The 13,254-nt window shown below is 71.9% G+C and carries 12 protein-coding genes; 6 read left to right on the top strand and 6 right to left on the bottom strand.

Translation table 11 applies throughout. The annotated features are described in order from the left end of the window. The first annotated feature begins 225 nt into the window (after positions 1-225). Complete coding sequence (gene nagA / locus DFJ66_RS21640) at positions 226-1,425, top strand: N-acetylglucosamine-6-phosphate deacetylase (protein ID WP_121223484.1); 1,200 nt, start codon at positions 226-228, stop codon at positions 1,423-1,425. A gap of 104 nt (positions 1,426-1,529) precedes the next feature. Next, positions 1,530-1,751, top strand: a complete 222-nt coding sequence (locus DFJ66_RS21630) for a hypothetical protein (RefSeq protein ID WP_147459328.1) — start codon at positions 1,530-1,532, stop codon at positions 1,749-1,751. 141 nt (positions 1,752-1,892) lie between these two features. Here the strand turns inward: DFJ66_RS21630 and DFJ66_RS21625 are convergent, their stop codons facing one another. The 5 genes from DFJ66_RS21625 to DFJ66_RS21605 are packed head-to-tail and all read right to left on the bottom strand — an operon-like array spanning position 1,893 to position 7,456. Next, the gene (locus tag DFJ66_RS21625) at positions 1,893-2,936 is read right to left on the bottom strand and encodes an SIS domain-containing protein (RefSeq protein WP_121223481.1); all 1,044 of its coding nucleotides are present in this window, start codon (positions 2,934-2,936) and stop codon (positions 1,893-1,895) included. Positions 2,937-2,948: 12 nt separating this feature from the next. After that, positions 2,949-4,361, bottom strand: a complete 1,413-nt coding sequence (locus tag DFJ66_RS21620; RefSeq protein ID WP_121223480.1) for a glycoside hydrolase family 3 protein — start codon at positions 4,359-4,361, stop codon at positions 2,949-2,951. Positions 4,362-4,365: 4 nt separating this feature from the next. Then, complete coding sequence (locus DFJ66_RS21615) at positions 4,366-5,184, bottom strand: carbohydrate ABC transporter permease (RefSeq protein WP_397556309.1); 819 nt, start codon at positions 5,182-5,184, stop codon at positions 4,366-4,368. Then, positions 5,181-6,164 (bottom strand): carbohydrate ABC transporter permease, encoded by a 984-nt coding sequence (locus DFJ66_RS21610; protein WP_121223479.1) that lies wholly within the window; start codon positions 6,162-6,164, stop codon positions 5,181-5,183. The genes DFJ66_RS21615 and DFJ66_RS21610 overlap by 4 nt, the downstream gene beginning before the upstream one ends. 8 nt (positions 6,165-6,172) lie before the next feature. Beyond that, positions 6,173-7,456, bottom strand: a complete 1,284-nt coding sequence (locus DFJ66_RS21605) for a sugar ABC transporter substrate-binding protein (protein WP_121223478.1) — start codon at positions 7,454-7,456, stop codon at positions 6,173-6,175. Between the two features lie 252 nt (positions 7,457-7,708). Here DFJ66_RS21605 and DFJ66_RS21600 point away from each other — a divergent pair, with 252 nt between their 5' ends. Both DFJ66_RS21600 and DFJ66_RS21595 read left to right on the top strand, forming a co-directional pair. Further along, positions 7,709-8,476: a GntR family transcriptional regulator gene (locus DFJ66_RS21600; RefSeq protein WP_121223477.1), complete on the top strand. Its 768-nt coding sequence runs from the start codon at positions 7,709-7,711 to the stop codon at positions 8,474-8,476. A gap of 133 nt (positions 8,477-8,609) precedes the next feature. Beyond that, positions 8,610-10,067, top strand: a complete 1,458-nt coding sequence (locus DFJ66_RS21595; protein WP_121223476.1) for an MFS transporter — start codon at positions 8,610-8,612, stop codon at positions 10,065-10,067. Positions 10,068-10,100: 33 nt separating this feature from the next. Here the strand turns inward: DFJ66_RS21595 and DFJ66_RS21590 are convergent, their stop codons facing one another. Next, positions 10,101-11,021 carry a threonine ammonia-lyase gene (locus tag DFJ66_RS21590; protein ID WP_121223475.1) on the bottom strand — a complete coding sequence of 307 codons (921 nt, stop codon included), beginning with the start codon at positions 11,019-11,021 and terminating at the stop codon, positions 10,101-10,103. Here DFJ66_RS21590 and DFJ66_RS21585 point away from each other — a divergent pair. Beyond that, a complete protein-coding gene (locus DFJ66_RS21585; RefSeq protein ID WP_147459327.1) occupies positions 11,020-11,592 on the top strand; it encodes a hypothetical protein in 573 nt (190 codons plus the stop codon). The genes DFJ66_RS21590 and DFJ66_RS21585 overlap by 2 nt on opposite strands. A 455-nt stretch (positions 11,593-12,047) precedes the next feature. Then, positions 12,048-13,214 carry a S1 family peptidase gene (locus DFJ66_RS21580; RefSeq protein WP_121223473.1) on the top strand — a complete coding sequence of 389 codons (1,167 nt, stop codon included), beginning with the start codon at positions 12,048-12,050 and terminating at the stop codon, positions 13,212-13,214. The last annotated feature ends 40 nt before the right edge of the window (positions 13,215-13,254 follow it).

Genomic DNA, 13,254 nt, shown 5'->3' with positions numbered 1-13,254 from the left:
AGAGTATGAGCCACCGGACGCCTTCCGCCGGGCACGACCCACATCGCACCCACGTCTGGCTCACCCCCACCCTCACCTTTGTCGCCCCCCGCCGCCCGGGACCTGCCCCCCGGCTCGATCTGGCGGCTACTCACTTTTAGGACGCGTATTCGGTTATCTTCTCACCAAGCGTGACGACGCCCACCGCTTCCGGCCATAATGGTCTGGACCATTTGAGGAGGGACCTTGGACACGGTTGTCGCGGCTCCGCGAGCGCTGCTCGGTCGCACCATCACCGGTCCCGCCAGTGTGCGCATCAGGGCGGGACGGGTGGTCGAGGTCGTCGCGGGTGAACCGCCCGCCGACGCCGAGGTGCTGACCGACGGGCTGCTCACCCCGGGCCTGGTGGACGTGCAGGTCAACGGGGCGGTGGGCGTCGACTTCGCCGAGGTGGACGACGAGGGCATGCGCGTGGTCGCCGGCGCCTTCCCGCGCACCGGCGTGACGCGCTTCCTGCCCACGCTGATCACCGCACCCGTCCCGGTGGCCCTGCGCCAGGCCCGCGCCGTGCTGGCGGCGTCGGCCGCGCTGCCGCCGGGCTCCGGCGCGGTGCCGCTCGGCGTGCACCTGGAGGGGCCGTTCCTGTCCCCGAAGCGCGCCGGCGTGCACGACCCGGCGCTCATGGTGGAGCCGGGCGCGGCCGAGATCGACCTGCTGCTGGCCGACGACCTGCGCGGACACCTGCGCATGGTCACCCTGGCACCCGAGCAGCCCGGGGGCCTGGAGGCCGTGCGGCGGCTGGCGGGGGCGGGTGTGCTGGTGGCGGTCGGGCACTCCGACGCGACCGGCGAGCAGACCCGGGCGGCGGCCGAGGCGGGTGCCCGCATGGTGACCCACCTGTTCAACGCGCAGCGCCCGCTGGGCCACCGCGAACCGGGCGTGCCGGGCGTGGCCCTGGTGGACGACCGCTTCACCCTCGGCCTGATCGCCGACCTGGCCCACGTCGGCCCGGACGTGTGCCGCCTGGTCTTCAACGCCGCCGGGCCGCGGGTCGCCCTGGTGACCGACGCCGTGGCCGCCGCCGGCATGCCCCCGGGCCGCTACCAGCTGGGCGGGGCGGACGTGGTCCTCACCGAGGACGGCGTGCCGCGCTCCCCGGAGGGCACCATCGCGGGCAGCGCGCTGACCCTGGACCGGGCCATCCGCAACATCGTGTCGGTGGGCGTGGACCTGGCCGACGCGCTGGCCTCGGCCACGATCGTGCCGGCGGACGCGATCGGCGAGCCGACCCTGGGCCGGCTGGCGCCGGGTGCGGTGGCCGACCTGGTGTGGTGGGGCGACGACCTCAAGCCGCGCAAGGTCTGGGTGGACGGCGAGGTCGTCTTCGACGCGACCGTCGACGCCGGGATCGCTGTGGCTGGTGAACTGGCTGCCGCCGGCCAGTGACCCGGCGCTGGGTCGGCTGGCGGCGGGTGCGGTGGTCGACTTGGTGTGGTGGGGTGAGGGCCTCAGGCCGCGCAGGGTTTGGGTGGACGGCGAGGTGGTCTTCGATGCGACTGTCGACGCCGGGATCGCTGTGGCTGGTGAACTGGCTGCCGCCGGCCAGTGACCCGACGCTGGGTCGGCTGGTGCCGGGTGCGGTGGTCGACTTGGTGTGGTGGGGTGGCGACCTCAAGCCGCGCAGGGTCTGGGTGGACGGCGAGGTGGTCTTCGACGCGACCGTCGACACCGGGATCGCTGTGGCCAGTGAACTGGCTGCCGCTGGCCAGTGACCCTCCCTTCACAGTGTCGAAAATTTTAGTTGACTGAACTGAAATTTTCGTCGCGGGTCGGCCCCGCGAAAAGCCGAATGGCCCGCACCCTCGGGGAGGGGGTGCGGGCCATTCGCTTGTCAGCTACCGCGTGCGGGTGACCTACCGCGTGCGGGTGACCTTCTTCAGGCCACGCGGGCTGTCCGGGTCGCCGCCGCGCGCCAGTGCCAGCCCGTGGGCCAGGCGCTGCACCGGCAGGATCTCCAGGATCGGCGCGACCTCCTCGGCCGTCTCCGGCACCGGGATGCGCAGCGCCGCCGAGACCTTGTCCGCCGCCGACCCCACGGCCACGACGTCCGCGCCACGCCCGTGCACCACGTCCAGCACGTCGTGCAGGGCGTCGCCGCCACGGCCGGCGCTGGTGATCGCCAGCACCGCGGTCTCCGGGTCCACCGCCGCGACCGGGCCGTGCAGCAGGTCCGCCCCCGAGTACGCCCGTGCCGCCAGGTAGCTGGTCTCCGCCAGCTTCAGCGCGGCCTCCAGCGCGGACGGCAGCGAGTACCCGCGACCCGTGGTCAGCACCCGGTCCACGAACCGGTAGCGCTGCACGGCCTCGGCCACCGCGTCGGCCGACTGGGACAGAGCCGCCGCGGCCTGGTCGCCCAACGCTGCCGCATGACCCCCGTTGCCGCCCCGGATGGCGTCGACCAGCAGGTACAGGGCGAGCAGCGTCGCCGAGTACGTCTTCGTCGCCGCCACCGCCTGCTCGACCCCCGCGCCGACGTCCACGGACAGCTCGGCCGCGCCGTTCAGCGGGGAGTCCGCCGTGTTGGTCACCGCCACGGTCAGCGCCCCGCGTGCCCGCGCGGACTCGGTGACCTCCAGCAGGTCGGGCGACCCGCCGCTCTGGCTCACCGACACCAGCAGCACGTCCCGCAGGTCGGGCTGGGCGCCGTAGAGGGTCGTGGTCGAGGGGGACACCAGACCGGCGGGCAGCTGGAGCAGCACCTCGGTCAGGTACTTCGCGTACAGCGCCGCGTGGTCGGACGACCCGCGCGCGGCGAGCAGCACGAAACGGGGCTGACGGGCGCGGATCGCGTCGGCGACGGCCGCGATGTCGGAGCGCCGGGCGACCAGGTCCGCGAAGATCGCGGGCTGCTGGTCGATCTCGGCCGCCATGTGCCTGCCGGGCTGGTGGTCGGTCATCGGAGCCCTTTCTCAGCTGGCGGCGATGCGCTCTGCCGCGGCACGCAGGCACACCCGTGAACCGCCGTGGGTGTTCACGCGGGCAGCGGTGCCCAGGTCGGGACCCGGCACGCCCGTCTCGACGTGCACTAGGTCTAGACCAATACTAACCAGCGAGAGCACCAGGTCGCGAGCCCACGGGTGGCGATGTGCCTCTCTCGTCACCACCACGATCGTCCTCCCGTCCGCCTGCGCCGCAACCTCCTCGGCGGTCCGGGCGGACGACGTGACGGTCCCCGGCACGAGCTCCGCCAGGTACGGCCCGAGTCCCCACGGCACGTCCCCGACGGCGATGGACGGCTCGACCGCCAGGTCCAGGACCAGCGGCGCACCGGACAACTTCAAAGACCCGCTCACCGACACCGCCCGCCGCGCCGCGCGCAGCCCGATCTCCGGGTCGTGCCCGTCCACGGCCGCCGGCGGGGTGCCCAGCGCGGCCGTGCGCCGCGCCGCCTCCGCCAGGCGCTCCCGGGACAGCTCGCCCCGCTCCACGGCCGCCACGATGCTGTCCACCAGCCACTGGATGCCGTCGTCGTCCAACGGCTCGCCACCCAGGCACAATGCGTCCACACCGGCCACCAAAGCCCGCACCGAGCCCTGCGCCAGGTCACCGCCCACGGCCTTCATGTCCAGCCCGTCGGTGATGATCGCCCCGGTGAAGCCCAGCTCCTCCCGCAGCACGGCCACCGCGCGCGGGTTGAGCGTGGCGGGCGCGTCGCCCCACGCCGGCACGACCAGGTGCCCGGTCATGACCGACCGCACCCCCGCCTGCACCGCCGCCCGGAACGGCACCAGCTCGACCTCGCGCAGCTCCTCCTCCGTGCGCGGCAGCACCGGCACGGCCACGTGCGAGTCCACAGTGGACGCGCCGTGGCCGGGGAAGTGCTTGGCGCACGCGGCCACGCCGACCGCCTGCATCCCCTCCACGAACGCGGCCACGTGCGCGCCCGCCCGCGCCGGGTCGGACCCGAAGGACCGCACGCCGATCACCGGGTCCTCCAGCGTCAGCACCAGGTCCGCCGACGGCGCCAGGTTCAGGCTCACCCCGCACGCCGCCAGCCGCGCCCCGATGGACGCCGCCACCTCGCGGGTGAGCGCCAGGTCGTCCGCCGCGCCCAGCGCGTGGTTGCCCGGCACCTCCGACCCGCGCCCCGCGTCGAGGCGGGTGACGTCGCCGCCCTCCTCGTCGATGCCGACCACGACGTCCGGCCGCACCCCGCGCAACGCGGCCGTCAGCGCCGTGACCTGCTCGTCGTCCACGACGTTGCGGCCGAACAGCACCACCCCGCCCAGGCCGTCCGCGACCCGCTTGAGCAGCCAGTCCGGTGCGGTCGTGCCGTGGAACCCCGGGAGCAGCACAGCTGCGGCGAGCTGGTGCAACGACATGCGCCTACCCCTTCACGGCACCGGCGGTGACACCGGTGACCATCTTGCGCTGGACGATGAGGAAGAACACCAGGACCGGCAGCGTGAACAGCGCGGACGCGGCCATCGCGCCGCCCCAGTCCGTGCCGAACGCGGTCTGGAACCCGGAGAGCCACACCGGCAGCGTCTCCTTGGACTGGTCCTTGATCAGCGACAGGGCGTAGAGGAACTCGTTCCACGCCGTGACGAACGCGAACACCGAGGTGGCCACGAGACCCGGGCCGAGCAGCGGCAGCGTGACGCGGCGGAACGCGCCCCACCGGCCGCAGCCGTCGACCATCGCGGCCTCTTCCAGCTCCAGCGGGATGCCGTTGACGAAGCCGCGCAGCGTCCACGCGCAGAACGGCAGCGTCACCGCGAAGTAGATGAGGATCAGCGACGGCAGCCGGTCCAGCAGCTCCAGGTCCCGCATCATCAGGAACATCGGGATCAGCAGCGCCTCGAACGGCGCCATCTGCGCGACCAGCATGAGCAGCACGAACTGCTTGCGGCCCTTGAACCGCATCCGGGACATGGCCACGGCCGCGAGCAGGCCCACGACGATCGACGCGAGCACCGCGCCCAGCGTCACGAACAGGCTGTTGCCCATCGCGCCGAGGAAGCCGGGCTTGTTCCACGCCGTCGCGAAGTTGGTCGCCGTGACCGACAGCGGGACGAGGTCGTAGTCGGAGGACACCAGGTCCTTGGTCGGCTTGAACGCGGAGGACAGCATCCAGTAGACGGGGAACGCGAAGAACACCGCCAGGACGACGCCGACGACGTTGGCCGTCACCTTCTTCGTCACAGCGATCCCTCCTGGCGCAGCAGGCGGCGCAGGTACTGGAAGGTGAGCAGCGCGAGCAGCGCCATCATCACCACCGACACCGCCGCGGCCACGCCGAAGTGGCTCTTGGAGATGCCTTCCAGGTACTGGTAGACGGGCAGCGTGGTGCTGGCGCCGTCCGGGCCGCCCTTCTTGAACGCCCAGATCTGGGCGAAGACCTTGAAGTCCCACAGCAGGGACAGGAACGTGACCATGAGCAGCAGCGGCCGGATCTCCGGCCAGGTGACGTTGCGGAACGCCTGCCAGGCGGAGGCGCCGTCGATGCCGGCGGCCTCGTACTGCTCGCGCGGGATGCCGATCACGCCCGCGTACAGCGAGAACGCCAGGAACGGGATGGCCTGCCACACGATCAGCAGCCCGATCACGGCCAGCGTGGACGTGCCCGTGGTGAACCACGAGAACCCGGCGAAGCCGTCGAAACCCAGCTTGACCAGGGTTTTGTTGAGGATGCCGTACTGCTGGTCGAAGATCCACTGGTAGACCGTGGTCGCCGCGAGCAGCGGCATGGCCCACGCCAGCAGCATCGCGATCTGCAACACGACCCGCACCACCGGGCTGATCTGCCGCATGAGCAGCGCGATCAGCAGACCGGCCACCACCGAGACCGCCACCACGGCCGCCGTGAACACCACGGTGCGGACCGTGATCGTCCAGAACTCCGGCTCGGCGAAGATCTTCGTGTAGTTGTCCAGGCCGACCCACACGACCTGGCCCCGGGTCAGCTCCTTGAGGTTGAGCTGCCGGAAGCTCGTCACGAGCAGGGACAGGACCGGCCAGCCGATCAGCCACAGGATGGCGACCAGCGCGGGGGCCAGCAGCAGGTAGGGCAGCAGCCGGTCGAAGGCGCTGCCCCGACGGCGCGGCGCGCCGCCCGGTGCGGCACGCCGCGGTGCCGACGAGTTCGTCGGCACCGCGGCGTCGGTGGTGTGGACCGCCGTCATGGCCTAGGTCATCCGCCCAGCGTCTTGGACAGGGCGGCGTTGGCGTCGGCCGTGGCCTGGTCCAGCGACTTCGCGCCGGTCAGGTAGGCGGTCAGCATGTCCTTCAGCGGGTTCTGACCGGCCTCGACGGCGGCCCAGGACGGCGTGGTCGGGGTGACCTTGCCGTTCGGGGCGGAGTCGGCGAGCGCCTTGCCGATCGAGTTGGTGGCGAGCTTCGCGGTGTCCTTCGAGGTGCCCGGCACCGCGCCGCCCTCGGCCAGCATGTCCTGGTACTTCTTGCTGCTCAGCAGCTTGAGGTAGGCCTTGGCGAGGTCCTGGTTCTTCGAGCCGGCCGGGATGGCCAGGTTCGAGCCGCCCAGGAACACCGGCGCGGTCTTGCCCGCGGTCTTGGACGGGATCGGGAACGCCGCGGTCTTGTCCTTCAGGGTCGGGTCGGCCTTGACGGCGCTGCCCAGCTCCCACGGCAGACCGATCATCATCGCGGTCTTGCCCTTGGCGAACACCTCGTACTGCTGCGGGGTGGCCTCGTCGGCGTCCTTCGGGGCCTTGGTGGCGGAGGTGTCGACGAGCTTCTTGTAGAAGTCGACGCCGGCCTTGGCCTCGGGGGTGTTCAGCGCGCCGGCCCACGCGGAGCCCTGCGCCTTGGCCACGTCGCCGCCCTCGTCCCAGATGAAGGACAGCAGCGCGTACCAGGACTGGCCCGGCAGGTACAGGGCCTGGAACTCCGGGTCCGCCGCGTTGGCGGCCTTGAGCTTCTCGATGGCGGCGATCCACTCGTCACGCGACTTGGGCGCGTTCTCGATGCCCGCGGCCTTGAACAGGTCGGTCCGGTAGATCACCGTGCGGTTCGCGGCGTAGAACGGCAGGCCGTACTGCTTGCCGTCCCAGGTCAGGGAGTCCTTGAGACCGGACAGCCACTGGTCGCCGTTGAGGTTGGAGACGTCGCCGCTGAGGTCGAGCAGGGTCTCCTCGGCCGCGAACTTCGCCGTCTGGGTGTTGCCCAGCTCGATGACGTCCGGCGGGTTGTTGCTGGTCAGAGCGGTGGTCAGCTTCTCCTGGATGCCGTTCCACTTCTGGACGTCGTACTTGACGGTGACGCCGGGGTTCGAGTCCTGGAACTCCTTGTGCAACGCCTCGGTCAGGGCGGTCGGCGCGGAGCCGTCCATCAACCAGACCGTCAGCGTCTTGGGTTCACCGGAGTTGCCGCTGCCCTTGTCGGTGCTCGTGCCACATCCGGCCACGGCCACCGCGAGTGCGGCGGCACCTACGGCCAGTCCTCTCCAGCCCTTCACGTGTGCGCCCTTTCCCAATGCCCCGGTCCCAGTGACCGGAACGACCAAAGTGGTGTAGACCAATGCGGCCTAGAGTGTGCCTCGCCACAGGACCTGTCAAGGACGTTGCCGAGACGTTGCAAAGTCATCGGACGAATTTCCTCGGTGCCGAGGGGGCCTCGCGGGCACGATGTCGGGGGTTCGCACGCACGATCCGACGTGGACAAGGCATCCTGTGCGTGGGAGAGCGCGGAGCGGTCGAGGAGGAAAGGCATGCTGGAGACGAGCCCGGCAACCGGCGTCGACGCCAGGTCTCGCGCACAGCGCGAGCCGAAGTACTGGGGCCTCAAGCGGCACCTGCTCGACCTGCTGCGCGCGCTGCCGCCGGGATCACCCATCCCGACCGAACGCTCGCTCGCCGCGGAGTTCGACGTGTCGCGCACCACCGTGCGGCAGGCGCTGGCCGAGCTGACCGTCGAGGGGCGCCTGCTGCGCGTGCAGGGCAAGGGCACGTTCGCGGCCGAACCCAAAGTGGCGCAACGGCTTCAGCTGTCCTCGTACACAGAGGACATGAAGGCCCAGGGCCGCCAGCCGTCGTCGCGGCTGATCGAGGCGTCGGAGATGCCGGCGGAGGCCGAGCTGGCGCGGCTGCTGGGCGTGCGGGCCGGTGCGAAGGTCCTGCGCCTGCACCGCCTGCGGCTGGCCGACGGCGAGCCGATGGCGATCGAGACCACGCACCTGGCGCTGGGCCGGTTCCGCGGGCTGCGGCGCTACCTCGCGCCGGGCGCCTCGCTGTACCAGGTGCTGCGGGAGCGGTTCGGGGTCGAGATGGGACACGCCGAGGAGACCATCGAGACCGCGCTGGCCTCGCCGGAGGAGGCCGAGCTGCTGGGCGCGGACATCGGCCTGCCGATGCTCCTGCTGTCCCGGCACTCGTTCGACACCGAGGGCAACCCCGTGGAGTGGGTGCGTTCGGTGTACCGCGGCGACCGGTACAAGTTCGTGGCAACCCTGAACCGACCGGTGTCTGCGTCTGATTGACCCGGCCCGCCGGGTCGGCTCGGCCGCCTGGAAGTCGGCTCGTCGCGTCGGGTTTTGCGCTGATCGGAAGAGCTGATCGGCGCAAAACCCGACGCGACAAGCCGACGCGGCCTCGCGCCGCCACAATGGGCGGGTGGCGAACACCGTCGTTTGGGGTACTCCGCGCGCCAGGGCCGTCCTCGCCGCGACCATCCTCGGCTCGGGCATGGCGATGCTCGACAGCACGGTCGTCAACGTGGCCCTGCCGCGCATCGGTGCCGAGCTGGACGCCGACGTCGCCGGGTTGCAGTGGATCCTCGACGGGTACCTGCTCTCGCTGGCCTCGTTGATCCTGGTCGCGGGCTCGCTCGGGGACCGGTACGGGCGGCGGCGGGTGTTCGTGTTCGGCGTGGTGTGGTTCGGGGCGGCGTCGCTGCTGTGCGGGCTGGCGCCGTCCACGGAGCTGCTGGTCGCCGCGCGCGTGCTGCAGGGCGTGGGCGGGGCGCTGCTGACGCCCGGCTCGTTGGCGATCATCCAGTCCGCGTTCGTGCCGGACGACCGCGCGCGGGCCATCGGGGCGTGGTCGGGGCTGTCCGGCGTGGCCACGGCGGTGGGGCCGCTGCTGGGCGGGCTGCTGGTGCAGGTCTGGTCGTGGCGGCTGGCGTTCCTGGTGAACCTGCCGGTGGCGGTGGCGTGCGTGTGGCTGGCGCGGACCAAGGTGCCCGAGTCGCGCGACGAGACGCTGGTCGGGCGGCCCAACGTCGTGGAGTCAGTAGTCGGAGCTCTGGGCCTGGCCGGGATCACCGGCGCACTGGTCGAGGCACCGGCCCGCGGCCTCGACCCGCTGGTCGTCGGCGCGGGTGCGGTGGGGGTCGTCGGGCTGGTGGTCTTCGTGCTGCTGCAACGCCGGGGCCGCGACCCGCTGGTGCCGCCCCAATTGTTCAGCGACCGAACATTCGTGCTGGCCAACGGCCTCACGTTCCTCGTCTACGCGGCCCTCGGCGGGGTCCTGGTGCTGATGGTCCTCCAGCTCCAGGTGTCCCTCGGCTACTCGCCCACGGCGGCCGGGACGGCGAGCCTGCCGATCACCGCGATCATGCTCGCGCTGTCCGCCCGATCGGGGCGCCTCGCCCAGCGGATCGGGCCCCGCGCACAGCTAGTCATCGGACCTTTGCTCGTGGCGGGTGGAATGCTGCTGTTGCGGCGGGCCGAACCGGGTGCCTCCTACCTGACCGGTGTCCTGCCCGGGATCGTGGTCTTCGGGCTCGGCTTGGCGGCGGTGGTGGCCCCGGTGACGGCCACCGTGCTGGCGGCGGCACCGGACCGGTTCGCCGGGGTGGCCTCGGGCGTGAACAACGCGGTCGCCCGGACCGGGAGCCTGCTGGCGGTGGCCGTGCTGCCGGCGGCGGTGGGCCTGACGGGGGACCGGTACGCCGACCCGGCGGCGTTGACGACCGGCTGGCAGACGGCGTTGCTGCTGTGCGCGGCGGCGTGCGCGGTGGGCGGCCTGCTGGCCCTGGGGACGGACAACACCGTCCTCCGCCCCCAGGATCCGGGCCACGAGTGCCACACCTGCGGCGTGGACGCCCCACCGCCCCGCGTGCGCGCCTGAGCGATCACGACCCCCGCGTGCGCGCCTGAGCGGTCACGTCAGCGCGGCGAAGACCTCCGGGTCGACGTTGCCGCCCGAGATGACCGCCACCGTCTTCGCGGTCGGCGCCTTCAGGTACGCGGCCGTGGTGACGGCTCCGCTGGGTTCGACCACCAGCCGGGCTTGCCGGGCAAGCCGACCGACCGCCGCGGCGATCTCCGCCTCGGACACGGTCACGATGTCGTCCACGTACTCGCGGATGTGCGCGAAGGTCAGCTCGGAGGGTTGCGCCCGCAACCCGTCCGCGATGGTCCGCTCGCGGTTCGCCGCCGGCCAGCGCACGAGTTCCCCCGCGTGCAGCGATGCCGCCGCGTCGGCCGCCAACTCCGGCTCGACCCCGACGACCTTCGCCGAGGGCCGCAACGCCTTCACCGCCGTCGCCACGCCGGAGATCAACCCGCCGCCGCTGACGGGCACCAGCACCACCTCGACGTCCGGCAGGTCGGCCACCACCTCCAGGCCGATCGTGCCCTGACCGGCGATCACGTCCGGGTGGTCGAACGGCGGCACCAGGGTCGCCCCGCGCTCCTCGACCAGCTCGTACGCCCGCTGCTCGCGCTGCGCCATGGGCACCTGCACGACCTCGGCCCCGTGCGCCCGGGTCGCCTCGACCTTGACGGCCGGCGCGTTGTCGGGCACCACGATGGTCGCCGGCACCCCGAACAGCCGGGCCGCGTACGCCACGGCCTGGGCGTGGTTGCCGCTGGAGTACGCGACCACCCCCCGCGCCCGCACCTCGGGCGCCAGCCGCGACAAGGCGTGGTAGGCACCCCGGATCTTGAACGCGCCGACCGGCTGGAGGCTCTCCGGCTTGAGCATGAGCCCGTCGTCGAACCGCAGCAGCGGCGTGCGGACGGCCACGCCGCGCAGGGCCTCGGCGGCGGAGCGGATGTCGTCGATGGTCACCAGTCGCATGGAGACGATCCTCACGGAAGACCAACCACCCGCGCCGGCAACCCGTCCACCGGAGGAGATGGTGGACCAGGAGAAGAAGTTGGAGATCAAGCCCGCGCAGGTCGTCGCGGGCGCGTTGGGTGCGGTGACCGCCGCCGTGCTCGGGGCGAAGCTCAACCTGGCGGGCACGGTCGTGGGTGCGGCCGTGGCGAGCGTGGTCAGCACCGTGGGAGCGGCGCTCTACCAGCACTCCATCGAGCGCACGCGGGTGCGGTGGGCGGCGGCCGGGTTGAGCGCCGCGCTCGTGTTCGTCGTGGGGGTGGCGGCGTTCGGCAGCGCCGAGCAGGTGCGGGGGACGGCCGTGCCGTCGCAGGCGCCGGCGACGGACGCCCGGACGCCCGTCCCGGACCGGGTCGAAGCACCGGAATCCACGACGAGCACCACGACGACCGCTCCCAGCACCACGACGACGACCGGGTCGTCCGTTGCGCCAACCACGACACCGCCGCCGTCGACGACTACTCCGACGACCACGGAGAGCTCTTCTGCCTCACCCACTCAGGGCAGTGGCGTTCACACTCCAGGGCCTTGAAGCGCCCGCCCCCTTACTTCTGGCAAATCACCCCAAATCGGTGATCGTCTCATTACCTTGAGTGAGAGTTAACTGTCAAACGCTACACAGCGCAGTCAAATGGTCGTGAGCTGTGACACACTTCGCGCTCAGATGGACTGTGCCGTCATAGGTAACAGCCTGGTAACGTCGCTCGAACGGGCGAGTACTGGTCGGTAGCGACCGGGGAGGAGGCGCCATGCGGGAGCTGCGAGCGCCCCGCGCCCGGAACTCCAGCGGCGTGACGACGGCCGTGCGACGCGCGGCCGGAGGAAGGAACGGCGTGACGGCGGCCGGCGAGCGCACGGCCGGAGAAAGAAAAGGGGTGGGGCGACCCCTGCCGCCGCCCCACCACCCGTCCCCCTAGAGCCCCCGAGAGCGGTCCCTGCAACCAGGCTCTCGGGTCCCCTGCACCCGAAGATGAGGGAGACGCCTAAATGAACCGCACGAGTGCGGCCCGCCTCGCCGCGGCTGCCTTGCTCGCCACCGGCGCGGCTACAGCTCTCAGCGTACCGGCGATTGCGGACCCTGCCGCCCCCTATGGCACAACCGCGTCCGACACGGAGAGCTACCCGGCCGAGTTGCTCCAAGCGGTGCAACGCGACCTCGGCCTGAACGCGGAACAGGCCCGCGTCCGTCTGGCGAGTGACACCAGGTCGGGTGAGACCGAGGCGAAGGTGCGCGGTGTGCTCGGCGACGCGTTCGCCGGCGCCTGGATCGACTCCGCCACCGGCAAGCTCACCGTGGGTGTCACCGACGCCGCGCAGAGCGACACCGTCCGCGCGCACGGCGCCGAGCCCAAGGTCGTCCCGTTCTCGCAGCGCGCGCTGATCGGGACCAAGGCCACCCTCGACACCCTCACCGCGCCCCAGGCCATCACCGGCTGGCGCGTGGACGACACGAGCAACTCCGTCGTCGTCGAGGTGAACCGGCACGTCCGCGACGCCGCGGCCGACGCGTTCCTGGCGACCGCCAAGGCCGTCAGCCCGTCGGTGCGGGTGGTGGAGGTCGAGAGCTCGCCGACCACCCTGTACGACATCCGCGGCGGCGACGCGTACTACATCAACGGCACCAGCCGCTGCTCGATCGGCTTCGCGGTGAGCGGCGGGTTCGTGACGGCCGGCCACTGCGGTCGCGTCGGCGCGACCACCACGGGCTACAACCGCGTGTCCCAGGGCACGTTCCGCGGCTCGTCGTTCCCCGGCAACGACTACGCCTGGGTCGCCACGAACTCGAGCTGGACCCCGCGCCCGTGGGTCAACCGCTACAACGGCACGAACGTCATCGTCCGCGGCTCGTCGGAGGCGGCGGTCGGCGCGACCATCTGCCGCTCCGGCTCCACCACGGGCTGGCACTGCGGCACCGTCCAGGCCAAGAACTCGACGGTGAACTACCCGCAGGGCACGGTGTACGGCCTGACCCGCACCAACGTGTGCGCGGAGCCGGGTGACTCGGGCGGTTCGTGGGTCGCGGGCACGAGCTTCGGCCAGGCCCAGGGCGTGACCTCCGGCGGGTCGGGCAACTGCTCCTCCGGCGGCACGACCTACTTCCAGCCGGTCAACGAGATCCTGAGCGTCTACGGCCTGCGGCTCACCGTGGGCTGACCGACCTGAGGCGCGCGGTCAACCTCCCCCCTGCGGACCG

The sequence above is a fragment of the Saccharothrix variisporea genome (assembly GCF_003634995.1).
Lineage (GTDB): Bacteria > Actinomycetota > Actinomycetes > Mycobacteriales > Pseudonocardiaceae > Actinosynnema > Actinosynnema variisporeum.
The sequence above is the reverse complement of the archived record's forward strand: the minus strand, read 5'-3'. Positions and strand labels throughout refer to the sequence as shown.